The sequence below is a fragment of the Shewanella canadensis genome, assembly GCF_003966225.1.
In the GTDB taxonomy this organism is placed as follows: domain Bacteria; phylum Pseudomonadota; class Gammaproteobacteria; order Enterobacterales; family Shewanellaceae; genus Shewanella; species Shewanella canadensis.
The window spans coordinates 61,294-86,057 of the sequence record NZ_RXNU01000015.1 but is presented as its reverse complement, the minus strand read 5'-3'; the positions used below and the strand labels follow the sequence as shown (position 1 = coordinate 86,057).

Sequence of the window (24,764 nt, the reverse complement as noted above, 5' to 3'; positions counted from 1 at the left end):
GTCCCCCTGAACTATCTGCATTTTCCGACGATTATAGGGGGTTTACTCTAGTGAGGCTAGCGCTATAGAAATGGGACGATCTGATACGTATAAGAGTTTTTATGTACAAATTGCAGACAAAAAAAAGCCCGCTCAATGAGCGGGCCGATACTAATTTCAAGTGTTCCCGAAGGGAAGCGTTACTGTAATAACAATAACCAGCGTTATCTTCAGTCTTCATAACCCAAGGGGTCAGAGTTATGCAGACTAAGGTAACCACTTAGGGGCTAGTTAGCCCTTAAAATTCATAGCGTACAACCCGCCACGCAAAGCATCTGTACAGAACCAAGTGTTTTGCCAATAAACGTGCTGATTTCCGGTATAAGACATAGTCAATACTCCTAACAAAGTTGTAATAAAATTACTCTAGTCAAACTGGGCTTAAGCTTACTAAACAAAGCAGCTAAAAAGCCTTAGAGTCAACTTGTCGCTCGATTCCGTGGAGAGTTATCCATCCTGGATAGACCTAGAGGTGGAAGGCTTCATTGCCTAACCAACGAGACCAATTATACCCAAATGTAATTTTATTACAAGATTTAATTTAAAAAACGTACAAAAATGCCTTATTCTGTAATTTTACAACATCTAATGTAGTTTTCGTTTATTCACGCTATCGCTATTTATGCCTGCACTCTTTATCTTGAAAGGCTGATCCCCCCGACTCATAGAGCGAGTTCCGTGAGCTGCAGCTCGCGCGCCGCTAACTCAAAAAAGATCCCACGTCTTGAGATACGACACAACAACAGCGTATCGATTAGTCGAAGTGAAGTGACATTCGTTATTTAATTATTGGGGGGATAAAACAAAAAAAAGCCCGCTCAAAGAGCGGGCCGAGACTAAATCAAGTGTTCCTAAAGGAAGAAGTTACCGCGCTAACAGTTGTACTAACATTTCAATCTTAAGATCAAGATGTTACTTGAGTCTAAACATCCCAGAGGGATAAGGGTCGATAGATGGTAACTAGCTTGAGGGGTGGTTAGCCCTTGAAGCTAATGGCGTATAGACCGCCACGTAATGCATCAGTACAAAACCAAGTGTTTTGCCAATAAACATTCTGAATTCCGGTATAAGACATAGTAGATACTCCTAACAAAGTTGTAAAAAAATACTCAAGTTAAACTTGGCTTAGCTTACATAAGACAGTAGCTATCACGCCGCAGAGTCAACTTGTCGCTCAATTCCCTGGAGAAGTATCCATCCTGGATAGACCTAGAGGTGGAAGGCATCATTGCCTAACCAACGAGATAACTATACCCTTGCTGTAATTTTATTACAAGATTTATCTGAAATTTAATCGATCCCAGCCAAATACTGTAAGTTTAATACATGAAAGGTGAGTAATTGGCACGAGATAGGTTAAACAGAGACAGGGTGTTAATACCAACCGGCATAAAGATGTGTTAGCTCAGCGAGAACTTAGCGCTTCTGAGGCAAGGCTATTTATTGCTCCTCGGTAACTGATCCATGCGTTACTCTCGATAATTGCTCCTCCATTATTCTACCTTCGCTCATCCATGGGCTCGTACCTTCTATATCTGTTCTCCATGGTCTTAAGCGTTCCATATAAAATAGACCATATCGTCTTGCAATATAGGCATTCACAACATCTGACCTCCAAGGAGAGAGCACCATTCCTTCGCCCATTAGCCTTGAATTAGTTTGACCAAAAAAATCGACCAGCAGATAAGATGGTTTTGACTGGCTACAGGCGATAAGCAGACAAAAAAAAGCCCGCTCAAAGAGCGGGCAAAGACTAATTTCAAGTGTTCCTAAAGGAAAGAGTTACCACGCTAGCAGTTACACTGGCATATCGATCAGATGATCAAGATGCAACTTGAGTCTAAACATCCCAAAAGGGATTAAGGTTGATGGATGATGGAAACTACTTAAAGGGGTAGTCAGCCCTGTAAACCTTAAAGGATTAACCCTTAGAGTTCATTGCAAATAAGCCGCCACGCAAAGCATCGGTACAGAACCAAGTGTTTTGCCAATAAACGTGCTGATTTCCGGTATAAGACATAGTCAATACTCCTAAACAAAGTTGTAATAAAATTACTCTACTCAAATTTGGCTTAACTTGTAAAACAAAGCAGCTAAAAAGCCGTAGAGTCAACCTGTCGCTCGATTCCTTGGAGAGTTATCCATCCTGGATAGACTTAATGATGGAAGGCTCAGTGCCTAACCAACGAAATCAATTATAGTTAAATGTAATTTAATTACAAGCTTTTTTGATTTATATCTAGAAAAACGCTTTTTTTGCGTAAATTAACCACTATTTTGGTATTTTTCAGTCGGAATGTAGTGAGCGTTGGTGAATAAGTTACAGAAAAGTTTCAGATAAACGATGAAAAACAACCAAGATAAAAACTGGGGCAGCTGATTAGAGAAGGGAAATGACATCATACTTTGCAAACTAGTCACTGCAAGTGACACATTGTGTCACTTGCAGCTTAATGGAATTTTATCCTCTGGTGATGTGTTTATACAGGCCGACTAAAGGAGCCGCCGTCGGCTTTCCGTATTGTGGGTGACCTTCGGTCGCACTACCCGCTATATCGACATGGGTATAGGCCAGTGGCATTTTTGATGTGCTTCCATGGGAACTTAAACCTGAGGCTTGCAGAAGAAACGCCGCCGGATATTGATGTCCTCTCGCGGTAACCGAAGAGGGGGCATTATTCGAAGAGAGTATATCGGCGGCCCCCGATGGATCGATAATCTTAGCAAAATCCTCACGACGCAGTGCCGATTGCTCGATAGGTTCCCCCCAAGCCAACCCTTCGTTTGCCATGCTCGCAGCAATACCGGCTTGCTTAGCGACAGCATTCTCAACCGTCGCGGTATAACCACCATAACAGCGGACCACGTGGCCGGTAAGTGTGGCAACGGAAAAGAGTTCAGGCTTTATCGCTTTTTCAGCCTTAATTCTGAGATGGGACAGGAGATCCGCTAACACTAAACGCCCTTCCGCATCCGTATTACCAATTCTGACTCTGACACCGGCATGGCTGGTAATGATCTCATCGGTCACAAAGGCTTCACTGCCAATGCTGTTTCTGACTAAGCCAAGCTCAGCGACCACTCGAATACCTTTAGGTTTAAGCAAAGATAAGGTTTTCATCAGGCCGGCAACGGCTGCGGCGCCACCTTTATCGCGGCTCATCCCCGCCATACCACCAGCAACCTTAATATCTGCACCACCGGTATCATAAACCACGCCTTTTCCGGCAAAGAAAAAGGTACGCTCGATAGCCCCCTCTCCCACATACTCGAGCTTAACGACACGTGGCTGATGTCTCGATACTGCAAAAGATGAACGTCCGACAGCGCTGAGTAGAGGATAGTCACGCTCCAAGACATCCCTATCTTCGATCACACCGACCTTGAGGCCCGAGTCCCGATAAGCCGCAACACAGTAGTCGGCAAATGCCGGCGCCGACATTCGCTCAGGCTCTGTACCACAAAGATCTCGCGCCAGTGTCCGCCCGGCCTCGATGGCGTTCAGACTCTGGGATGCTTTAGATGAGTTAAGCAAACCGATAGCCTCAAATTCCGGGTTGTCCCCTTTAGCCTCACGCAGCTCAAGCGCCTGCCATAATTCCTGACCGCAAGACAGAGCTGCCACTTCAGAAGCAAATTGATATCTGGGATCACCATTTTTAGCCACCAGCAGTAACGGACGAGTAGCGCCGGCGTCCTTAGCCAGCTTGATACCGACTCTGGCAGCATCGGCAAAGACTCTGACATCTTCGAAATCATCCACACTATTTTTTACCGGAGAGATGATGAGACGACCGCCGACTAATCCCGGGGCAAACAGTAACGTAGGAGAGTGACCGACGCGCTTATCTACCTTAGCGCCATGATCTGCCAACAGTGAAATTTCATCGAAGCCGGTTTGGCTAGTATCGGCAGCGACAACGACGAGTGCATCCCAGCCGCTACCTTCAAAAATTGCATCATCATCTTGTACATCAACAACATTAACCTGAGCCATGAACCATCCTTTTGCTTGTGAGATCAAACCGATATCATTGCAGGCAGTGAGTACCGAGTCGAATATTGATAACCTCGAACCTATTTTTATAAATAGTTGCCGAAGATAAAATCATCTAGTTTTGGCAAACAATATGCCCTTAAATCCACTTCAATGCCAAGCTCTTTTGTCGAGCTTCTTTGTCGGGAAGGAATCACAATGGCAACTTTCGCTGACACTTTAATTACCGGCAGACACTCACAGGAATCACTCATCTCCCAAAGTGCTCCAAACACTGTGGTAAACTATGGCAATTTTTAGCCTCATCGACTTTAAAAGAGGAGTCATCAGTGACAGCATTAAGTCAATTACAACCTCAAGCCCTGTGGCAGTGGTTCGAACAAATTTGTGCAATTCCCCATCCATCTAAACATGAGCATGCTTTGAGCGAACATATTCAAGCCTGGGCCAAAGATAAGCAACTCGAACTGGTTGAAGATAAAGTCGGTAACCTCATCATTAAGAAGCCAGCTACACCGGGTATGGAAAACCGCAAGGTTGTTGCCCTGCAGGCTCATATCGATATGGTGCCGCAAAAGAACTCCGACAAGGTCCATGATTTCGAGAAAGACGCGATTGAACCCTATATCGATGGTGAGTGGGTAAAAGCGACCGGAACAACCTTGGGTGCTGATAATGGTATCGGCATGGCGTCTGCGTTAGCCATTTTAGGTTCAGACGATATTCCTCACGGCCCACTGGAAGTCCTGCTGACAATAGATGAAGAAGCGGGCATGACGGGTGCATTTGGCCTGGAAGCTGGTTATCTCGATGCTGAAATCCTGATTAATACGGATTCCGAGCAAGAGGGCGAGATCTACATGGGTTGTGCCGGCGGCGCCGATGGAGAGATAACCCTACCGATCAGCTGGCAAGCTCCGGCAGCAGATAGCCAAACATTGAACCTGACCATTGCAGGCCTTCGAGGCGGTCACTCAGGCGTTGATATACATTTAGGTCGCGGAAATGCCAACAAACTATTGGCCCGCTTCCTGTTCGATAACGCATTGACGCTGGGACTCGAGCTGAGTCACTTCCAGGGAGGCTCTCTTCGTAACGCTATCCCAAGAGAAGCCACCGCGACACTCAATGTAAGCGCTGCAAAACTCGCTGAGCTACAAAAGGCCGTCACTGAGTATGAAAACTTATTGAAGCAAGAGTTAAGTATCACTGAGCCGAACCTCGCATTAACCTTAGTGGAAACCTCTAATGCAACACAGGTGATAAGCACTGAGGCACAAACAAGCCTTGTCAACTTAATGCACGCATGTCCGAACGGTGTCGTTCGCATGAGTGATGAGATTGAGGGGGTGACTGAGACATCGCTGAACTTAGGTGTGATCACCACAGGTGAAGATAAGGTTACCCTGCTCTGCCTTATCCGTTCACTGATGGACTCGGGTCGTGAGAATGTTGAAGGTCACTTGAGCGCTCTAAGCCAATTAGCCGGTGCAAAAATTGCCTTTAGCGGTACTTACCCGGGCTGGAAGCCGGATAACAGCTCACCGGTGATGGCGTTGGTACGTGAGACCTACGACAGCATCTATAACAAAGAGCCTGTTATCATGGTAATTCATGCGGGACTAGAGTGTGGTCTGTTTAAGAAGCCCTATCCAGAAATGGACATGGTATCAATTGGCCCGACTATTCGTTTCCCACATAGCCCGGATGAGAAGGTGCTTATTGAAACGGTAGGTCAATATTACCAGCTGCTGTTAGCCGTACTGGAACGTATTCCAGAGAAAGGTTAAGTTTATCAGGCCCTAGGTTCTAGAACCTAGGGCCTAGTGACTTCTTAGTATCCTAGGGGCTAGATTCTAGGAACTCGAACCACTCTAAATCCTAGTATCTCAAGCTCTTCTCTTAATCCTAGGCACTCGAGCCTAGAATCTAGTTACCTCTTAAAACCCAAGGTCCATCTGAGACTCTCTCACTTCGTTATCTTCGGCTGTTTTAATGTCTGACTGACTCGCTAAGCCTACAGAAACGCCAAGCAATCGAATGCCTCGCCCCTCCTGCCGCTCTAACGCCTGAGAAAGTAGATCATAAAACAACTTTACCGACACCTCATCACTTCGATGCTCTATGGTCGTCTGTTTAAAGTCATTAAACTTAAGCTTAACAACCTGCTTATGGATGGTGCGATCTTTGGCGCTACGCTTTATTCGAGTCGCTAACTCCTGGATTAACTGGGGCATCACGGCCTGACACTGCTCTAAGCTATAGATATCTTTAGCCAGCGTGGTCTCTACGCCTACGGACTTTCGTTCCCTGTGTGGGGAGATATTACGGGTATCAATACCTTGTGCACGTTCAATCAATACGGAGCCAAATTTGCCAAATCGCTCAATTAACGCCCCTTCAGGGTAAGCCTGCAGATCACTACAGGTGATTAAGCCGATATCTTCAAGTTTTTTTCCGGTAACCTTGCCCACTCCGGGGATCTTGGTGAGTGGCAAATCCTTTACGAATGCCGGGATCATATTGGGTGTTATCACATACTGTCCGTTAGGTTTATTAAGATCGGAGGCTATCTTTGCGAGAAACTTAATGGGGGCGATCCCGGCTGAGGCGGTTAACCCCGTCAGTTCAAATATCTCTTGTCGAATGGCCTCAGCGATCAAGGTTGCCGAGCCCTGACACTGGGTACAATCAGTAACATCGAGATAGGCTTCATCGAGCGAGAGTGGCTCTATCAAGTCGGTGTAACGCGAAAAAACCTCTCGGATCTGGGCCGACACCTCCTTATAGACTGACATACGTCCCGGCACCAATATCAGATCGGGACAGAGTTTCAGGGCATAGCCCGAGGCCATGGCCGAGCGAACACCAAATTGTCTGGCTTCATAGTTACAGGTACTGATGACACCACGCCTGTCGCTTCTTCCTCCCACGGCTATAGGTTTCCCCCTTAACTCAGGGAAGTCACGCATCTCCACCGCGGCAAAATAACAATCCATATCGATATGAATGATTTTTTTCACTAAACTAAATTCACAAATAGTACCTATCAAACAAGATACTGTATATTTAAACAGTACTCAAGGGGAACACACAAAAACAGAAAGGAGGCCTTAGGCCTCCTCTCAATATTAGCTTCATTGAATTAAATCTCTACTAAGTTTGCCTGCATATGACTTTCGTCATTCACCGCATAAGCATTTACAGGGTTAGCAAGCAGTTGGCAGGAGACTCGATTGAGGTTAAAACTGTGCGTAGATCATCTTAAGCTCAGTCAGTTTAAGAACACTAAAAAATTTCGATATCGTCCTCAAATTTCTTCAAGGAGATTAACTGCTGAGATACCAGCTCTTCAAATATCTCAATTCGGTTACGACCATTTTCCTTAACATAATAGAGAGCCTGATCGGCCTTTTCCAGTAAACCACTGGCTTGCTCACCGGGCAATATCTCTGTCATCCCCATGGAGAGCGTAACCTGGATATTATCATCATGAAACTCGCACAGCTCGTTACAGAAACGCTCGCACTTAGCACGCACCCTCTGTTTAGTATCCGGAGCAATCAAGAGCACAAACTCGTCGCCCCCAAATCTGAACATTTCGTCATTCTCACTAAATACGTTTCGCATAACGGTAACTAAATCCAACAGAATTTCATCACCATAGAGATGACCGAAAGTATCATTGATAGATTTAAACTTATCGATATCAAAAATACAGAGCCAGTAACTCAACCTCTGACTATCGAGCTCGGTATTTTTATGGCTGGTTTCACTCGCCAGCTTCAACCTGGCCTCGAATGCCTTTCTGTTCAGTAAGCCGGTCAGCACGTCTGTTTCACACTCGATAACTATGCCGAGAAAATTTTCATAAACTTTTGCGAAACCATTTAATAAATTAATATTTTGGTCTGAAAGATAGGTGATTTTTACCCAAAGCACCTTAACAATACAGTTGTTTAAAATGATAGGTATGGCAACTTGTGCCGGGATAGTATCGCGGCAGCAGTAAATTTGGCGCATCGACACACAGTGAGTAAAGCAAGCTAAGCTTTGCTTTAATCCACCGGCATCATTGAGCAGATGTTCGGGAAGTATCACCTCTTCCCGTCCATCATCAGAAAGGGAGGTATCGAGTATCTGTACATCTATGGGGGCGATAAACTGTCTAACTGTGGAGATAAGGCTTGCGGTAAGTGAATCTAGCTGACGATGTTCCGTCAAGTGAACAACTGAATCTAATATAACTTCCATGTCAAAACTCATCGGCCATGCTCATTCATCGACAAATCGTTGAACAAAGTATAGCCAAACATCTTCGGAAGTCGTTGCTTTTCGGACATAAAAAAGCACCTTTTACTAAAAGTGTTAGTTAAGGTGCTCAATTAGGGTGAATCTAAGTTAACTAAAGAATGCGATTCTTATTAAGTTTTTCCAATCGTTCCGCTTCGGCCATTTTAGCCTTGCGATTTTCACATGGGTCATCGCAATCACACGCCTTCTCAATTCCGAGTGCACCTAACCCACCGCAGCTACCGGCAACGGCTGTGCGTTTAACCAAATACCCAATCGACATTAATAAAAAGAACAGCAGTAATACTACAAATGCCGCTATAAATGTACTCATTATGCACTCCAACAATAGCGTGATTAGAACATTATACCATCAAATCACTATCGAATACGTTAAAGCTATCATCCTGATACACAGTTAACGCTTAAAATGTGTCCTACTCAGCTACGAATGGCTTAAAGGCATCACTATAAAAAACTTTAAAGCCATCATCCTGTTTCTCGATCAACATGATAGCCAATCCCTCTTGCTTAGCAAGCTCCAGTGATGCCTGCGTCCCCATGACCATCATAGCGGTAGCATAACCATCTGCCACCATAGACTGCTTATGTAAGACGGTAACTGACGCTAACCTGTGGTCGATAGGGTAACCGTCACGAGGATCGATAAGGTGAGAGAATTGACGTCCCTCCTCTTCATAATAATTACGGTAATCACCAGACGTTGCAACCGCCATATCACCTGGTGCAATCACCTGCTGTATCTCACGATCATCGACATCGGGTTGCTCAATAGCTACGCGCCATGGTGAGTCATCGATTTTTTGACCAAATACGCTTAGCTCACCGCCCACCTCGACCAAGTAACCCGATACCTGATACTTATCGAGCAAAGCTGCGACAACATCGACACCGAAGCCCTTGGCTATCGATGAGAGATCCACATATAAGTCAGGGTTGGTCTTACTAAGTTTGTTGCCCTTGAGGTGCAGGTATTCAATGCCAGTCTTGGCTTTCGCGGCGGAAATTACCGCCTGAGAGGGCAATTTTGTCGGCCGTTTGTCAGGCCCGAACCCCCATAGATTGACCAGCGGTCCCAAGGTGATATCAAGCGCACCACCTGTAACCTTATACAGATGTATCCCCTCGGCGATAACAAATGCCGTATCGGCAGATATCGTCACAGTCTCTTCATGGCTCATATTGTTAAAGCGAGACAACTCAGAGTCGGGCCTATAAGTCGACATCTGATCATTGACCTTTTCGAGTGCAAGGTCTACCTCGGCTTGTAACAGATTAGCCTCAGGCAGTTGCTCATTAGGAACAACTTTGATGTGGTACGTCGTGCCCATGGTATTACCCGAAAGCGACACCATTTCAGCTGGTTGAGTACAGCCTGAAACAAAAAAGGCTAGCCCGATGAGAGCTAACCAGTTTACTAAGGTCTTTTTCATTTTGACCTGGATCCTTAATCACTATTCTACTTATGTCGTCTGTTTCGAAGAAGAAAAGTGCACATTACGAATTATCTATGCCCACTTTTCCCGGTTCAAATCAGATGACAACGACTTCAGCAGATTCTAGCTTTATAAGAAGTAATTAGCCACCGAAGTCATCCAACAGGATGTTTTCATCTTCGACACCTAAATCTTTAAGCATACCGATAACTGCGGCGTTCATCATTGGAGGACCACACATGTAGAACTCACAATCTTCCGGCGCTTCATGGTCGCGCAGGTAACTTTCATAAAGTACATTATGAATGAAACCAGTCTTGCCCTCCCAGTTATCCTCAGGCTGAGGATCAGAAAGTGCCACATGCCAATCGAAGTTCTCGTTATCAGCCGCTAAGCCATCGAAATCTTCTACATAGAACATTTCGCGCTTAGAACGAGCACCATACCAGAAGCTCATCTTACGGTTAGTCTTAAGACGTTTAAGTTGGTCGAAGATATGAGAACGCATAGGCGCCATACCTGCACCGCCACCGACAAAGACCATTTCATTATCAGTCTCTTTAGCAAAGAACTCACCAAATGGCCCCGAGATTGTCACCTTATCACCCTCTTTAAGGCTAAAGATGTACGAAGACATCTTACCGCAAGGAAGTGTTAGGTTACGTGGAGGAGGCGTCGCAATACGCACGTTCAACATGATGATACCTTCCTCTTCAGGATAGTTCGCCATTGAATATGCACGGATTGTCTCATCATCAACTTTAGATTCTAAATTGAAGAAACCAAAGTGTTCCCAATCGCCACGGTATTCTGCAGGAATATCATAATCTGCATATTTAACGTGATGAACAGGCGCTTCAATTTGAATGTAACCACCGGCGCGGAAAGGTACCGAGTCACCATCAGGGATTTGAAGCTTAAGCTCTTTAATGAAAGTGGCCTTGTTATCGTTAGAGATAACGGTACATTCCCACTTCTTGACACCGAAGATCTCCTCTTCGAGTTCAATTTCCATATCGGTTTTCACGTTTACCTGGCAAGATAAACGACAGCCCTCACGAGCCTCACCTTTATTGATATGGTCCATCTCAGTTGGCAGAATATCACCGCCGCCTGATTTAACGTGTACTTTACACTGACCGCAAGTACCACCGCCGCCACAGGCGCTCGGTATAAAAATACCCTGCTCAGCGAGTGCACCAAGTAACTTACCACCAGCAGGTATGCTGATCCCTTTTTCAGGATCATCATTGATACCAATTGTAATGTCACCACTGTTCACTAACTTTGACTTGGCAAATAAAATGATTAACACCAAACCTAAGACAATAGCGGTAAACATACTCACACCGAGGTAAACCTCGAGAGGAGTAGATTTAAGAATATCCATTAACTTATCCTTAAAAGTCCGAAATAGGAACCCAATGGGCCCCTGTTATAGGGACACACCAGAAAACGACATGAATCCAAGCGCCATCAAACCCGCAGTAACAAAGGTAATACCTAAGCCACGTAGTCCATCAGGCACATCAGCATATTTCAGCTTTTCACGGATACCAGCTAACAAGACGATAGCTAATGCAAAACCAAGCCCTGAACCCACACCGAACACCATACTTTCTACCAGGTTGTAATCACGTTCAACCATGAAAGATACCGCACCAAAAATTGCGCAGTTTACGGTGATAAGTGGAAGGAAGATCCCCAGAGCGTTATAAAGTGGTGGGAAGAACTTATCCAACACCATCTCAAGGATCTGTACGAGTGCAGCGATCACACCGATGAAGGTGATAAACTTCAAGAAGCTCAAATCGGCTTCCGGAAGACCAGCCCAAGTCAATGCACCTGGCGCTAACAGCCCCTGATAGATGATCTGGTTAACCGGAACTGAAATCGCCAGTACCACAACTACTGCAATACCCAATCCCATCGCTGTGGTCACTTTCTTTGAAACCGCCAGGAATGTACACATTCCCAGGAAGAAAGAGAGTGCCATATTCTCGATGAAAATAGAGCGAATTAGCAAACTAATATAATGTTCCATCGCGCTTACCCTTTTGCTTCAACTTGCTCTGGCTTAATAGTACGGATGATCCAGATCAAAGTACCGATTAAGAAGAACGCACTCGGTGGTAGCAATAACAGACCGTTAGGCTGATACCAGCCACCGTCTGAAACCTTGCTTAAGATCTCGACACCAAATAGCGAACCATTACCAAAGAGTTCACGGACAAAACCAACTGACAGCAAGATAGCACCGTAGCCGATACCGTTACCTATACCATCCATAAAGCTCATCATTGGTGGCGTTTTCATCGCATAAGCTTCGGCGCGCCCCATTACGATACAGTTAGTAATAATCAAACCAACAAATACCGAAAGCTGCTTAGCCACATCGTAGGCATAGGCCTGTAGCACCTGATCAACCACGATTACCAGTGATGCAATAATCGTCATCTGAACGATAATACGCACGCTGCTGGGAATATGGTTACGTAGCATTGAGATAAACAAGTTAGAGAATGCACAAACGGCAGTTAATGCAATCGTCATAACCAATGCAGTTTCCAACTTACTGGTTACAGCAAGTGCACTACATACACCCAATACCTGCAAGGCAATCGGGTTGTTACTCACTATCGGTCCCGACAGGACCTCCTTAAGTTCTTTAGCGTTAGCCATTAGCTCAGCCCTCCCTTACGAACTTTCTCGATAAAGCGAGCAAAACCTTCCTCACCTAACCAAAAATCTAATGAGTTTTGAACACCGTTACCCGTCAAGGTTGCACCAGAGAGGGTATCAACACCATGGACAGAAGCAGCAACAGCCGGAAGCTTAGTAACTTTAATCGCTAACTCCCCTTGCTCGTTATAGAGCTTCTTACCGTGCCATTTTGCCATCCATTGAGGGTTTTGTACTTCACCACCCAGGCCAGGTGTTTCACCCGAACCGGTAAATGAGTAATAAACCAGACTTTTAATGGTATTAATATCTGGTTCAACGGCTAAGAAAGCATACATGGTCGACCAAAGACCGTAACCTTTAATAGGTAAGATGAGTGTCTTAGGTTTACCTTGCTCATCATTAACCACATAGACAACAGCAGTGTTAGCAACACGTTTAACTGATGCGACATCATTTTGCGGTTTGAATGAGTTTTTCAGGTCACGCGCTGCCTTATCGGCATCGAATGAATCTGCATCACCTTCAACCCACTCACCTGTTTTCAGGTCAACCAATTTAGCTTCAACAAACTTAGCGTAAGTCTCAAGTACTTCAGCTTTATCTACTTTTGCTTCTTTAGTATCGATAAGGCCTGCAGCTTCAAGAATATACTTCTGCTTATCGAGCAATTTATTCTCTATCTGAATTGGTCGTAGCAATACCGCTGCGGTTGATACAAAAACCGAACAGATAAAGCATAAACCGACAACCACAAAGAGAGTTCTGCCGAACGAATCTTTATTACTAGCCACGAGCGATCCTCCGCTTGATATTTGCCTGAACCACAAAATGGTCAAACAGCGGTGCAAACAGGTTGGCGAATAAGATGGCCAACATCATACCTTCTGGGAATGCTGGGTTAATGACGCGAATAAACACAGCCATTGCACCAATCAAGATCCCGTAACTCCATTTCGCCTGGTTGGTAAACGAAGCCGATACCGGGTCGGTTGCCATAAACATCATACCGAAGGCAAAACCACCGAGTACCAAGTGCCAGTACCAAGGCATAGCAAACATAGGGTTAGTATCACTACCAATTGCATTGAGGAGCATAGAGACGGCAATCATACCGACCATTACACCTGCTATGATGCGCCATGAAGCGATACGGGCATAAACGATGACTGCGCCACCCAATAGAAGTGCCAAGGTCGAGACTTCACCGACCGAACCAGGAATGAAGCCCAGGAAGTTATCCCACCAATCTTGGTTAAAGCCAAACTCAAGAGTACCTTGAGCCGCTTGACTCAATGCTGTAGCGCCAGTGAACCCATCGGCAACTACCCAAGAGGTGTCACCTGACATACTCAGAGGGTAAGCAAAGAATAGGAAAGCACGACCAGCAAGTGCTGGGTTGAGGAAGTTACGGCCAGTTCCGCCGAATATTTCCTTGGCTACAACCACACCGAAGGTGATACCCAGTGCTACCATCCACAAAGGAATGTTAGGTGGCAGTGTCAGCGCAAACAGGATTGAGGTAACAAAGAAACCTTCGTTAACTTCATGACCGCGTACAGAGGCAAACAAGACTTCCCAAATACCACCGACTGCGAATGAAACCGCATAGATAGGCAGGAAGAAGCAGGCCCCGTACCACATTAGCGCCGGCCAGCCAGAACTTGCACTCAACTCGGTACCAAACATGCTAAACAGACTTACCTGCCAAACATCAGGAGTGGCAAAGCCAGCAGCTAAAGCAATTTGAGCCTGTAGTCCTATGTTATACATACCCACAAACATCGCAGGAAATACACAGGCCCAAACCATGATCATCATACGCTTCAGGTCGAGATTATCACGAACATGGGTTGCCCCTTTGTTCACCTGACCTGGGGTATAAAAAACCGTGTACGCCGCTTCGAAGAGCGCATAAAACTTCTCATATTTTCCGCCTTTCTCAAACTGCGGTTCAATAGTTTCGAATATTTTCTTAAGACCCATTAGCCTTCCCTCACGATCGTATCTAAACAGTCACGCAGATAAGTGGCGTAATCATACTTACCGGGACATACGACGGTACACAGTGCCAAATCTTCCTCATCCAACTCCAATGCGCCCAAAGTAACGGCACCATCTGCATCACCCGAGACTAAGTCACGAAGCAACATGGTTGGCAGAATATCGAGTGGCATTACACGCTCATAGTTACCAATCGGTACCATGGCTCGGTCTGAACCACCGGTACTCGTCGTCATATTGAACAAACGAGAAGGTGAGAAGTGACCAAGGAAAGCGCGAGTGATTGAGAACTTATTCGGTCCAGGCATAGCCCAACCGATAAACTCCATCTCTCTACCTTCTTCGAGTAAAGACACTTGCTGATGGAAACGACCAAGATAGGCATGTGGGCCAGTAGCGGTACGACCACTAAGAACTGAACCAGAGATCACACGTACTTCACCATCGGTAACTTCACCGGCAGAGATCTCTGCGGTAGAAGCGCCAAGTTGAGTACGTACGAGTCGTGGTTTAGCCGCCTTTGGGCCGGTAATTGCTATCACACGCTGAGTATTTAGCTCACCGGTAGTAAATAGCTGACCAACCGCAATCACATCTTGATAACCTATATGCCAAACAGTTCTGTTAACTGAAGCTGGTAATAGGAAATGAATATGTGTACCGGCCAGACCTGCTGGATGTGCTCCTGCAAACTCTTCTACCTGCGCGTTAGCAGCTGGAATATCGGTTCCAGGCGCTTTACACAGATAAACTTTACCTTCAGTCAATCTCGACAGGACCTTAAGTCCGTTGGCAAAATCTTCTTTATGCTCACCGATAACCACTTCCGGGTCGGCTGCAAGAGGTTGAGTATCTATCGCGGTAACGAAGATGCCGGCAGCGGTAGAATCTACAGCTGGGGCTTTACTGAAAGGACGAGTTCTCAACGCCGTCCACAGACCCGATTCAATCAGGTTGTCACGAACTTGTTGAGAGTCAAGCGTGTCTAGTTGTGCGGCATCAAACTTAGCAAAGGAAACACTCTCTTCCCCTTCCATAGCGATGACGACAGACTGAAGTACACGTTGGGCGCCCCGGTTAACTTCTAAAATTGTGCCACTGGCTAAAGCAGTATATTTAACACCAAGGTTCTTTTTATCTTCAAAGATAACCTGACCTTTTTTAACTTTATCACCCACCTTAATTTTCATGGTAGGACGTAAGCCAATATACTCTTCACCCAAAGTAGCTACACGTTTAATGGCTGAGCCATTATGGATAACTTGCTCTGGTCCGCCTGCTATGGGCAGGTCCAATCCTTTCTTTATTGTAATCATATCCACAAGCACTACGTTATGAAGGAAAGAAAATGCGACGCGTTCCTGCTAAATATGACAAGTCTTCATCAAAACCCATCTCATTGAGCTAGCGCAGATTTATTACAGAAATGCGACCGCAATCACGCTGTTCGCGCGCATTTTACCGCAAATATCACTGTATCGCCATGAAAAATGTGAGTGTTTTAAGTGGATAATGAAGTTTTTTAGAATCAGCCTAAGATCACACTTTAGTATTTATATTTGATTCAGGTACTACTAAAGCGATTCAGCCCCTGACCTAGCAAGGTTATCAAGCATTTAAAAGAGATGATTCCCCTTAAATAGGTTAATTTTAAACAATTTTTAACTTAAGTTTAACCGCCTATTAATTGAACAACCCCAGCGCTATTAACGGATGATTTTTAACCACCCCAATTGTGAGTTAAGTGCGTAAAATAGGTCTAACTTACTAATCTCACGATTTTTTTGGCTGATTATTTCAAACAGAATTTCTGAATAAAAAAAGCGGCAAAGCCGCTTTTTTATCAATGACGGTTTAGTATTGCTTATAATCCGTTCAGTATCTCGTCACTCAATTTCAATTCATCATTCTTATTAATGCTGATCCCTGCAGCGATAATTGAACGGGCGATACTCTGCGCCTGCTCTAACGAGTGCATATCAAATGTTCCGCACTGATATTCGTTTAATTCGGGGATTTGAGCTTGTTCGGCAACTTTTAATACATCATTCATAGAAGCAAGCCAAGCTTCGGCAACATCAGCTTCTGCCGGAGTGCCAATCAGACTCATATAAAAGCCAGTACGACAGCCCATTGGAGATATATCGATAATTTCGACAGAATCACCATTTAAATGATCACGCATAAACCCGGCATAAAGGTGTTCCAGAGTATGAATTCCCCTTTCACTTAAGATATCTTTATTAGGTACACAAAAACGCAGATCGAAAACCGTAATGACGTCACCCTTTGGGGTTTTCATGGTTTTCGCAATTCGAACCGCCGGGGCCTGCATGCGGGTATGGTCAACAGTAAAACTATCAAGTAAGGGCATATCTAGTCTCCAAGTGTTGTGGCGTTGATGATAATGGTATCAGCAACGCACATCCGTCTTCTTTTAACTGCATACTAGCACATACTTTGTACGACTTTTCATACTGTTCCGTTATACCAATTGCATTAAATAATTAACCACTTCAGAGCCCCTCAGGTTTTTCAATTCAAGGCGCATTGATGAAAAAATGGTTATTCCCTTTTAAGTCAATGCAAAGCAGAAGTGGGAAGCCTGAGGGACTCACGTAGTGCGACTGATGTTTAAAGCCAAGGGCAAAGCCCTTTATGCTGCACTGGATGCTTTCGATATACGACTGCATGGATGCAGAAGGTAGAGCAACGCAGGAGCTTGTTGCCGAGAATAACTATTAGCTTCAATCATCCTACTTGCCTACAGAGCTTTGAATTCTCGCTGAATGGTCAGGTACTTAATGCAACTGGTATTATCAGGTATATGTTGTTTATCGCCGCTCTCAACCAGTGCTAATCGATGCGTGTTTGCCAGGATGAGCAAAATAGTGGTTAGGAATAGGTGCGATAGATAATGGAGAGTCGAAAACACGAAGTGAGTGATAAGTGAGGAGTGAGGAGTTAAACACCAAATAAAGTGTCACTTATCTCTGGACGAGATCCAGATAAAGAAAAGACCATAACGATTAGCGTTATGGCCTTTATGTATATCAGGAAGCAAGCCGCTATACCAATCTCACTAAACAGTATTAGCCCTTACACTTCGGCGAGGCTGGTAGGTCGCCTTCTTCTGCCCATTCTGTCGGCGTAAAAGTATGCATAGATAATGCGTGTAAACCATTCTCAAACTCAGTCACTAAAGCCTCATTTACCGCACGGTGACGTGCTAATAAACGTTTGCCCTCAAATGAGCCACAGGTAATGATCACCTTAAAGTGTGTCTCTGAATTCGGTGGCACATGGTGATTATGACTCTCGTTAATCACCTCTAAGTGAGATGGAGACAGAGCCGCGGTGAGTTTTTCGGTAATGATCTGTTCTACTGACATAACGATATTCTCAGTGATACATAAATGCTATGGCGGCAGATTACTGCTTAGGGGGGAAAAGGTCAACTCCCCCCGTTTTCCACTATGTTGAGGCCCCTATATTCAAGTCCCGGTGTTCAGTCCCCTTCTTACCCCTATGTTCAAGAGGATAAGGAGTGACGACTATAAGACTCTGACCCTTTATAAGACCGTTACCTTTATAAAATTGAGACCCTTGCATCCTCGCTCACGCCTTCCAGCAACTCAACAACACTCTCGGTACTTATCCCTTCCGGTATTGCAAGATTCAAGGTAGAAGAGAAAACGGTTTGCCCTATCGTGGACACATGTACCCGATTAAACTCCATATGTTCAATAACTAAATCTAAATTAGAGAGTATATCGACAATATCCCGGGTCAAACCGGCACGGTCACCACAATCTAGGGTCAGATGTAACGCCGTGGATACTGTTTCGGCTTCAGTGACGACCTCGTCGAAGAAAAAGCGTAGCGCGGCGAACTCTGACTCGAATTTTGCTTTCAATTCAGCTTCTGCTTCCTGCGCGATAGCCACTTTCATCATGGCTGAGAAGTGACCATCCACTTTTATCACTTTACTCGTTAGCCACTCCCCTTCGAAACTGCGAGTCACTTCAGCTAAAGACTTGATTATACCCGGTGTGATTGGCCCAATTACGGTAGTAATAAACAGCTTCTTCATTTGATACTCCTTATGCTAAAAAAACGAGCAGAATGACATTCAATACTTACTTCTATCAGATTGAGCTTAGAATATTTATCTGGTCAATATTGAGATCTGAATAACATAAAAGTAGACAAGTCACCTAACCTAATATTGGCACATATTTTCAATCCGTTGTGATCTCTTTATGGAAATTTTTAACTAAGGTCCTAAAGGTAAAATTAAGCCTGGGCTCCATAACCTTCATTCGCTTAGGCAGACTATGTTCCCATTCCTTCTGCATCGGCCATTGCATCAGCAACAGATCGCCACTCTCAAGCGAAATAGTAATCTTATGATGACTTGATTTATGACGAATAAAGAAGTCACGCGTCGCCCCCAACGTCACAGAGGCTATATCACTGCCAATGGCTATTTCGGGCTCGTTATCACTATGCCATCCCATAGACTCTGTGCCATCGGCATAACGGTTGACCAGAACACCATTGGCATTTAAACCAAAGTCGCGCTTCAATTTTTGTTGTAACATACGAGCATATTTCGGCCATGGCAGCGCATGAATAAAGAGACCCGAGTAGAGATAGTCACACCCTTCATCACCGAACCAAGCTTGGGTTCTGGGGATGGCATGTTGCCTCCCATAGACCTTAATAATGGGGCTGGACAGAGGGTAAGCACTCGCTTCCTCCAATAAGGCTGTCTGTTGTGCTTCGTTAAGGTAGCCCCGAATAAGTTTAATCGGTGGCTCTGGGGCATTAACACCTGAGTCTTGAGGAGCATCGAATCTCAAACCTTGTTGTTTCATCTCATTCTCCAATCCCTCAACCCAATAAGCTCTATACTAGCCGCAAGCAATAGTCATATGTACCTTGCAGCCTAAATCTGCGATAATACGTGCCCTTATTTTATTGGTGCAGTTTGGCATATGACAACACAATTTTCAGTCGAAGGTATCGAGCTCGAATTAACTCGTTATCCTAAAAATCAGGAATCGAATTTACAGGCTTGGGATGCGGCCGATGAACACCTGATTAAACATCTTAAAGAGACTGAACAAGTGCCTGTTGCTACGGCTATCATCAATGATAATTTCGGAGCATTGACAGCATGCCTGCGTTCGATGGAACCACAATGGCCATTAGCCGTCGAAACCGACGCTAAAACCAGTCAATTAGGTACGCTGCAAAACTTAGAGAATAACAAACTCAGCTCAGATGATATTCAGTGGCTAAACAGTCGTGAAAATATCCCCGGAGCCATCGAGTTGGTGTTGATGAAATTACCAAAGAACCTCGGCTATTTTGCCCACCAGCTCAACCGTTTATCTCAGATCCTGCCAGAAGGTACCCAGGTATTGATAGGCGCTAAAGCCAAATCGATCAACAAATCTTTACTTGAGCTTTTTGCTAGAAATCTGGGCCCGGCGAGTGCCAGCCTGACCTGGAAAAAGACCCGTGTTATCACCTGCATTGCGGACGGAAAAGCCCGCGAGCTTCCAAAAGAAAACCTATGGTCGATTCCTGACTTAAACCTCAAGATCACCAATCTCAGCAATGTCTTTGCTTCCGGCAAACTCGATATCGGTGCCCGCATAATGCTCGACAACATGCCTAAGGGTGACTTCAAGTCGATTATCGATCTGGGCTGCGGAAATGGCGTATTGGGGCTCAATGCCAAGCAACTCTTTCCGCAGGCCTATATTCATTTTGTGGACGATTCAGAGATGGCGGTCGAATCGGCGAGACAGAACTGGGCATTGAATAAATTAGATACACAGGGTCTTGTCGGCGAGCAAGCCACCTTTGGCTGGGATGATTGTTTGACTCACCTCAATGAAGGTATTCGCCCCGAACTGATCCTCTGTAATCCTCCTTTTCATCAAGGGGAAGCAATAACGGATCATATCGCCTGGCAGATGTTCCTCCAGTCCTGGCGAGCACTAAAAAATGGCGGCATTTTACATGTCGTGGGTAACCGTCACCTGGCTTATCATGTGAAACTGCAGCGTATCTTTAAAAACTGCACCACAGTCGCATCTAACGGTAAGTTTGTTATTTTGCAGGCGCAGAAGATAAGCAAGAAAGCCGAGCCCCATGAAACCCAGGAGACCTCGACCGAAGCGCCTCATCCCCAAAGTTCACTCTATGGCGCAACAAAACAATAGGGTCAGAGAGTTAAAGACAGAACTAAGAAAAAGTAAGTAAGAGCGAACAAAGCGGGAAGGCTGCGAGCCTTCCCGCCCTCAAACCTTCCTTCCTCCAATCATGGGAGCCATAGATTCTGAAACACGTTCAGAATGACGGCAAAAAGATAAAGCGTTCAATCTAGAAACGGTAGCTCATACCGATATTAAAATTTTGTACCTTAAGCTCTTGAACCGGCACATATTGATACTCGATATTCATCCCGATTCCAGATTGAAACCGTACCTCCCACCCCACAGCGCCATAAAAGTCGCTGCCGCTGGTTTCGACACTCTTGCTCACATCACTACTGAATACAGGTGAAACATCGTAACGGAGCCGATTGGCACTGGCACCAAGCTTTGCATAGAGATGGTTACTTTCTGATAGCGGGACTTGCCCGTAAAGTACGCCTCGTATCCCTTTATAGCTAATATTATCAACTTCGGCGAATAAACCTGTTATAGCCGTCACTACGCCACCCGTACCACCAAATAGCCCGGTTTCAATGCCGAAGTGATCATTAAACATATACCGGTAATACACATCCATATCGTAACTATCTCCGCCGCCGGTTTCCTGCCCGGAGCCGGATTCAAAATCCTGCACACCGAAACCTAGGCTGCCTCCGACAATATGATTTGAATCACCGGCATAGGCGCCTACACTCACCAGGCAGCCGATCACCAACAACAATCTCGTCATGGTTAATTCCTTAATTTATAATGCTTTAACTTTTAATTAATTTATTTCGAATACAGGCCTGTTATCTAATAGCCATTAGATTGCCAGAAACAAAGCGATACATCTGTTGGCTTTCGGCCAACCTTGAAACAACCAGGTAACAGACATGCCGCAATAGTAGAGACAGAAGCTGTACCTAAGCTGAACAAACCTGAGATGGTAAACCAGAAATGGTAAGCCTGGATGCTGAATATCCGGTGGCGAAATTATGATGCCAAGAAGTTAAGCCACAAAGCATGACCAAAATAAGGAAAGGTTAATTTGTCATGGTAGTGAAACTTGCAAATAAGGGGGGGAAGCCCAGCGAGTCAATCACCAGCGGGCGAAATGGTCTTCGGTGAGCCCCAGTAGATTGTCGATAATATGCTTGTTACCAAAATTATCGATAATATAGCCGGAGTAATACCCCAAATATTGTCTGAAGTTACTCTTTAACAGCAATAGGTTAAGCTTCTCTTGCCGGCAGTTGACGGGATTAAAACTTAATTCAACCTGACCATTATCCGAATAGATACGCCATGAAGTCTGGGCCTGCCTGTGACTCTCAACTCCGGTTACCCGTTGAAAGATGAAGTGCACCGGCCCTAACAGGTGCCGCTCACCGTTAACCCAGAAGACATTCTCATTACAACCGGTTTCATTAACCCCAGCCGCTAAATTAAGTCCCAGGACACCATCATGGGTATGGGCATTGATACTAGCCCAACGCCAACTCGTCTCTCGGCGCATATACCCTGCGGAAAAATCATAGCCAGCTAATGCATTGTTCAAGGGCTGAGGTTCATCGTCGATGGTGAGCTCCCCAGTAGGCTTGAGCCCGTTATGCTTCTGCGTATAGGTCCAGCCGCTGTATCCGGTCGGGTTACACATGGCCATAGGTAAGCTCAATACAGGGGTATTAAGATCGAGCTCGGCCTGAATATTGGCCGTCAAAATTGACACATGCCACACACCGTCAGATATCGTAAAGGAGACTTTCGCCCTCCTATTGCCCATCTTTGCAACGCCTGACATCGGAGACGGCGTCAATTCATACCCTCTGCCCAATGGCTTCAACCAGGTCGTTTCGGTGAGTCGATTTTTACTGATGTCATAGAGGTAACAAAATGCACTGCCCACATAACGAATATCGGCAATGGCAACACCAATGACGAAACGGGGAGTGACGATATTAATAAATTGAAACTGCTTATAGTTAAAGTAGCGACTCAGCCTCGAGGCGGGTTTATCCATTTCATTAAAATAATTGAATTGCTCGAGGCCCAAGGAGGTCACCGGGCCATCAAAATGACCAAAGAGTGGGGTACCATGACTCGACATCAAGCACTCGGGAGCGGTCTGACTCTCGATATTTATCACCTTTGAACCGCTTGCCGTCATCGTTAGTCCCCAGAGCATTTATCAAATTTTACTCTAACGTGATGAAAGTAAAATTTAAAGCATAATTCTGAAATAGCGTGAATGGTCCCTAACTCAGACATTAATTCCTATCGGTATAACAAACAGGGAGAGATTCAGAGGTCTGGATGGCACAGGCAAAGACGATGGCATCAGCAGTCATTTCTGGTATGCTGATGCCACTACACTCCGCAATTTTAAATAAAGATAATCCAGAAAATGAAACGTCTCTTTTTATTGTTAACCGCCGCTACCGCACTTTGTGGTTGCGCGACTCAAACGCCAAGTCACATCGCTCTGGAGCCACAAGTTCCGCATGTACAGCCTCAAACTCAGTCGCGACAGAATCTGGCCATAGAGACTATCGATACCCGCTCAGCCAATTTCATTGTGCGCTTCAACAACGAAGGCGATGCGGCCAAGCTTGTCAGCCCTTCTGAAGCACCAAGAAGGCAGATAGACGCCGTCTTTCGTAAGGGCTTCACTCAAGCGGGTTATCAAGTCGACCCCAGTGCGGTTCAACATATACAGTTTCAATTAGAGCAGTTACTGACTGACGTCAATGAGAGCACCTTCGGATTCGAGGCTAAGAGCAACATCATCATCAATGTGATAGCTAAAAACAGCACCCAAGAGCTCACGAAACGTTACACGGCTCGCGGAACACTATCGGGCCCGTTTAGTGCCGATTTTGCGACCTTAGAACTTGAGATAAATAAACTTCTCGGTCAATTAAGCGGCGATATTATTAATGATCCTGAACTGAACCAGTTTATTCAACAGTAATACCCATCGATAAAAACTCGCATAAGACTATAGATACAACAAGAACAAGGAAGCCCCATGATCCGTTGGATTAATGCTCTACTCATACTCTGTTTAAGTCAGGCTGCGGTTGCCGTCGACATTCAGCCCGATACGCTTTACCCGCAAGTACAACTCGACACCAGCATGGGAAAGATAGTTATCGAATTAGACAGAACGCGAGCCCCCATCACAGTTGATAACTTTCTGACCTATGTCGTGAAGGGACACTATGATAATACCTTGTTTCATCGAGTGATCGCCGACTTCGTTGTTCAGGGAGGTGGATTAAATCTCAAACAGGAAGAGAAGCCATACGATGCACCTATCGTTAACGAATCGGGAAATGGTTTATCAAATTCATTCGGCACTATCGCCATGGCCCGTGATAACGAGCCTCATTCGGCCACCAGCCAATTCTACTTCAATGTCGGTGACAATGAACGACTTGATCCCTCCTCCAGGCGCTGGGGCTATGCGGTTTTTGGCGAAGTAACCGAGGGGGAAGAGGTACTTGCGGTCATGGCTGGCGTTGCAACAGAACATAACTCAAAACTGGACTGGCCCGACTTTCCTGTAGAAGAGATCATCTTAAAGAAAGCGACGCTACTCCCCCGAAAGTAATAGTTCAATATTTTTAACACAATATCCCCCAAGAGCTTGTTTATCGTCCTATACTAATTAAGCAGTAATTAAGGAGGCGAACCGATGACCCCAGATGAGTTCATCGATAAAAAAGCGCCCCAGCTGGCCGAATATGGAAAAGCGTTTCTGAGCGATCAGCTCGCTTTTAATGAAGTCCAGCTTTATCTATGGGACGTCCTTGAAGAGTGGCAACAGTTCAATCATCAAGGTGATGCGCAAACAGATATGGAGAGAGTGTTCTGGCACTTGTTACATGCCTTTGATAAATGGCCGGATTGGATGATACGTGGTAATCAATACCTGCGTAAGCAGATTGATGAATGCTGTGATTATCTGAGCATAGGCGGCCAAATACCTAAGGGATGTATAGGGAATAGACCTAACTCTTAACGGGTATAAAACTGAAATCATTTATATGATTGTTTTATTCTTACTTTATGTTT

General features: G+C 45.2%; 22 protein-coding genes. 5 read left to right on the top strand and 17 right to left on the bottom strand.

Annotated features, from left to right (window positions below; translation table 11 throughout):
- Window positions 1-2,500 precede the first annotated feature (2,500 nt).
- Window positions 2,501-4,036, bottom strand: a complete 1,536-nt coding sequence (locus EKG38_RS20680) for a M17 family metallopeptidase (RefSeq protein WP_126522664.1) — start codon at window positions 4,034-4,036, stop codon at window positions 2,501-2,503.
- A 329-nt stretch (window positions 4,037-4,365) separates the two neighbouring features.
- Here EKG38_RS20680 and EKG38_RS20675 point away from each other — a divergent pair, with 329 nt between their 5' ends.
- Window positions 4,366-5,826 carry an aminoacyl-histidine dipeptidase gene (locus EKG38_RS20675; RefSeq protein WP_126522661.1) on the top strand — a complete coding sequence of 487 codons (1,461 nt, stop codon included), beginning with the start codon at window positions 4,366-4,368 and terminating at the stop codon, window positions 5,824-5,826.
- Window positions 5,827-5,976: 150 nt separating this feature from the next.
- On the opposite strand, the gene dinB is transcribed toward EKG38_RS20675, so the two are convergent.
- The 14 genes from dinB to EKG38_RS20605 form a co-directional block, all read right to left on the bottom strand.
- Entirely contained in the window at window positions 5,977-7,059 is a 1,083-nt protein-coding gene (gene dinB / locus EKG38_RS20670) for a DNA polymerase IV (protein WP_126522658.1), read from the bottom strand.
- 265 nt (window positions 7,060-7,324) lie between these two features.
- Complete coding sequence (locus EKG38_RS20665) at window positions 7,325-8,290, bottom strand: GGDEF domain-containing protein (RefSeq protein ID WP_185826921.1); 966 nt, start codon at window positions 8,288-8,290, stop codon at window positions 7,325-7,327.
- Window positions 8,291-8,441: 151 nt separating this feature from the next.
- Window positions 8,442-8,663, bottom strand: coding sequence for a (Na+)-NQR maturation NqrM (nqrM, locus tag EKG38_RS20660; protein WP_012143758.1), 222 nt, complete (start codon window positions 8,661-8,663; stop codon window positions 8,442-8,444).
- Window positions 8,664-8,766: 103 nt separating this feature from the next.
- The gene (locus EKG38_RS20655) at window positions 8,767-9,783 is read right to left on the bottom strand and encodes an FAD:protein FMN transferase (protein WP_126522653.1); all 1,017 of its coding nucleotides are present in this window, start codon (window positions 9,781-9,783) and stop codon (window positions 8,767-8,769) included.
- 145 nt (window positions 9,784-9,928) lie between these two features.
- The gene (gene nqrF, locus EKG38_RS20650; RefSeq protein WP_126522650.1) at window positions 9,929-11,176 is read right to left on the bottom strand and encodes an NADH:ubiquinone reductase (Na(+)-transporting) subunit F; all 1,248 of its coding nucleotides are present in this window, start codon (window positions 11,174-11,176) and stop codon (window positions 9,929-9,931) included.
- Between the two features lie 45 nt (window positions 11,177-11,221).
- Window positions 11,222-11,830, bottom strand: coding sequence for an NADH:ubiquinone reductase (Na(+)-transporting) subunit E (gene nqrE / locus EKG38_RS20645; protein ID WP_012143761.1), 609 nt, complete (start codon window positions 11,828-11,830; stop codon window positions 11,222-11,224).
- Window positions 11,831-11,835: 5 nt separating this feature from the next.
- A complete protein-coding gene (locus tag EKG38_RS20640) occupies window positions 11,836-12,468 on the bottom strand; it encodes an NADH:ubiquinone reductase (Na(+)-transporting) subunit D (RefSeq protein WP_126522648.1) in 633 nt (210 codons plus the stop codon).
- A complete protein-coding gene (locus EKG38_RS20635; RefSeq protein WP_126522645.1) occupies window positions 12,468-13,262 on the bottom strand; it encodes a Na(+)-translocating NADH-quinone reductase subunit C in 795 nt (264 codons plus the stop codon). The genes EKG38_RS20640 and EKG38_RS20635 overlap by 1 nt, the downstream gene beginning before the upstream one ends.
- On the bottom strand, window positions 13,255-14,454 hold the full coding sequence (locus tag EKG38_RS20630) for an NADH:ubiquinone reductase (Na(+)-transporting) subunit B (RefSeq protein ID WP_126522642.1): 1,200 nt from the start codon (window positions 14,452-14,454) through the stop codon (window positions 13,255-13,257). Before EKG38_RS20630 ends, EKG38_RS20635 begins: the two co-directional genes overlap by 8 nt.
- Window positions 14,454-15,788: a Na(+)-translocating NADH-quinone reductase subunit A gene (locus EKG38_RS20625; RefSeq protein WP_126522637.1), complete on the bottom strand. Its 1,335-nt coding sequence runs from the start codon at window positions 15,786-15,788 to the stop codon at window positions 14,454-14,456. The genes EKG38_RS20630 and EKG38_RS20625 overlap by 1 nt, the downstream gene beginning before the upstream one ends.
- 548 nt (window positions 15,789-16,336) lie before the next feature.
- Window positions 16,337-16,846 carry an S-ribosylhomocysteine lyase gene (luxS, locus tag EKG38_RS20620; RefSeq protein ID WP_126522635.1) on the bottom strand — a complete coding sequence of 170 codons (510 nt, stop codon included), beginning with the start codon at window positions 16,844-16,846 and terminating at the stop codon, window positions 16,337-16,339.
- Between the two features lie 718 nt (window positions 16,847-17,564).
- Window positions 17,565-17,864 (bottom strand): BolA family protein, encoded by a 300-nt coding sequence (locus EKG38_RS20615; RefSeq protein ID WP_126522632.1) that lies wholly within the window; start codon window positions 17,862-17,864, stop codon window positions 17,565-17,567.
- A gap of 197 nt (window positions 17,865-18,061) precedes the next feature.
- Window positions 18,062-18,565 (bottom strand): ACT domain-containing protein, encoded by a 504-nt coding sequence (locus EKG38_RS20610; RefSeq protein ID WP_126522630.1) that lies wholly within the window; start codon window positions 18,563-18,565, stop codon window positions 18,062-18,064.
- Between the two features lie 148 nt (window positions 18,566-18,713).
- Window positions 18,714-19,352: an alpha-ketoglutarate-dependent dioxygenase AlkB family protein gene (locus EKG38_RS20605; RefSeq protein WP_126522627.1), complete on the bottom strand. Its 639-nt coding sequence runs from the start codon at window positions 19,350-19,352 to the stop codon at window positions 18,714-18,716.
- Window positions 19,353-19,472: 120 nt separating this feature from the next.
- On the opposite strand from EKG38_RS20605, the gene EKG38_RS20600 reads away from it, so the two are divergent.
- Window positions 19,473-20,711 (top strand): methyltransferase, encoded by a 1,239-nt coding sequence (locus tag EKG38_RS20600; RefSeq protein WP_126522625.1) that lies wholly within the window; start codon window positions 19,473-19,475, stop codon window positions 20,709-20,711.
- Window positions 20,712-20,871: 160 nt separating this feature from the next.
- Here EKG38_RS20600 and EKG38_RS20595 read toward each other — a convergent pair whose 3' ends face one another.
- The gene (locus tag EKG38_RS20595; RefSeq protein ID WP_126522622.1) at window positions 20,872-21,435 is read right to left on the bottom strand and encodes a porin family protein; all 564 of its coding nucleotides are present in this window, start codon (window positions 21,433-21,435) and stop codon (window positions 20,872-20,874) included.
- 351 nt (window positions 21,436-21,786) lie between these two features.
- Entirely contained in the window at window positions 21,787-22,833 is a 1,047-nt protein-coding gene (locus tag EKG38_RS20590) for a DUF2804 domain-containing protein (RefSeq protein ID WP_185826923.1), read from the bottom strand.
- Window positions 22,834-23,091: 258 nt separating this feature from the next.
- On the opposite strand from EKG38_RS20590, the gene EKG38_RS20585 reads away from it, so the two are divergent.
- The 3 genes from EKG38_RS20585 to EKG38_RS20575 all read left to right on the top strand — a co-directional run bounded on the left by EKG38_RS20585 (window position 23,092) and on the right by EKG38_RS20575 (window position 24,711).
- Entirely contained in the window at window positions 23,092-23,658 is a 567-nt protein-coding gene (locus tag EKG38_RS20585; protein ID WP_126522617.1) for a YajG family lipoprotein, read from the top strand.
- A gap of 57 nt (window positions 23,659-23,715) precedes the next feature.
- Window positions 23,716-24,300 (top strand): peptidylprolyl isomerase, encoded by a 585-nt coding sequence (locus EKG38_RS20580; RefSeq protein WP_126522614.1) that lies wholly within the window; start codon window positions 23,716-23,718, stop codon window positions 24,298-24,300.
- 84 nt (window positions 24,301-24,384) lie between these two features.
- The gene (locus tag EKG38_RS20575) at window positions 24,385-24,711 is read left to right on the top strand and encodes a hypothetical protein (protein ID WP_012143775.1); all 327 of its coding nucleotides are present in this window, start codon (window positions 24,385-24,387) and stop codon (window positions 24,709-24,711) included.
- The last annotated feature ends 53 nt before the right edge of the window (window positions 24,712-24,764 follow it).

What these genes read in the sequence shown, in the direction of transcription:
- luxS (WP_126522635.1), bottom strand. Translation starts at nt 16,846, where the DNA reads ATGCCCTTACTTGATAGTTTTACTGTTGACCATACCCGCATGCAGGCC.
- nqrE (WP_012143761.1), bottom strand. Translation starts at nt 11,830, where the DNA reads ATGGAACATTATATTAGTTTGCTAATTCGCTCTATTTTCATCGAGAAT.
- nqrF (WP_126522650.1), bottom strand. Translation starts at nt 11,176, where the DNA reads ATGGATATTCTTAAATCTACTCCTCTCGAGGTTTACCTCGGTGTGAGT.
- EKG38_RS20630 (WP_126522642.1), bottom strand. Translation starts at nt 14,454, where the DNA reads ATGGGTCTTAAGAAAATATTCGAAACTATTGAACCGCAGTTTGAGAAA.
- EKG38_RS20610 (WP_126522630.1), bottom strand. Translation starts at nt 18,565, where the DNA reads ATGAAGAAGCTGTTTATTACTACCGTAATTGGGCCAATCACACCGGGT.
- EKG38_RS20665 (WP_185826921.1), bottom strand. Translation starts at nt 8,290, where the DNA reads ATGGAAGTTATATTAGATTCAGTTGTTCACTTGACGGAACATCGTCAG.
- EKG38_RS20625 (WP_126522637.1), bottom strand. Translation starts at nt 15,788, where the DNA reads ATGATTACAATAAAGAAAGGATTGGACCTGCCCATAGCAGGCGGACCA.
- EKG38_RS20655 (WP_126522653.1), bottom strand. Translation starts at nt 9,783, where the DNA reads ATGAAAAAGACCTTAGTAAACTGGTTAGCTCTCATCGGGCTAGCCTTT.
- EKG38_RS20575 (WP_012143775.1), top strand. Translation starts at nt 24,385, where the DNA reads ATGACCCCAGATGAGTTCATCGATAAAAAAGCGCCCCAGCTGGCCGAA.
- EKG38_RS20640 (WP_126522648.1), bottom strand. Translation starts at nt 12,468, where the DNA reads ATGGCTAACGCTAAAGAACTTAAGGAGGTCCTGTCGGGACCGATAGTG.
- EKG38_RS20580 (WP_126522614.1), top strand. Translation starts at nt 23,716, where the DNA reads ATGATCCGTTGGATTAATGCTCTACTCATACTCTGTTTAAGTCAGGCT.
- EKG38_RS20605 (WP_126522627.1), bottom strand. Translation starts at nt 19,352, where the DNA reads ATGAAACAACAAGGTTTGAGATTCGATGCTCCTCAAGACTCAGGTGTT.
- EKG38_RS20585 (WP_126522617.1), top strand. Translation starts at nt 23,092, where the DNA reads ATGAAACGTCTCTTTTTATTGTTAACCGCCGCTACCGCACTTTGTGGT.
- EKG38_RS20600 (WP_126522625.1), top strand. Translation starts at nt 19,473, where the DNA reads ATGACAACACAATTTTCAGTCGAAGGTATCGAGCTCGAATTAACTCGT.
- EKG38_RS20595 (WP_126522622.1), bottom strand. Translation starts at nt 21,435, where the DNA reads ATGACGAGATTGTTGTTGGTGATCGGCTGCCTGGTGAGTGTAGGCGCC.
- EKG38_RS20615 (WP_126522632.1), bottom strand. Translation starts at nt 17,864, where the DNA reads ATGTCAGTAGAACAGATCATTACCGAAAAACTCACCGCGGCTCTGTCT.
- EKG38_RS20680 (WP_126522664.1), bottom strand. Translation starts at nt 4,036, where the DNA reads ATGGCTCAGGTTAATGTTGTTGATGTACAAGATGATGATGCAATTTTT.
- nqrM (WP_012143758.1), bottom strand. Translation starts at nt 8,663, where the DNA reads ATGAGTACATTTATAGCGGCATTTGTAGTATTACTGCTGTTCTTTTTA.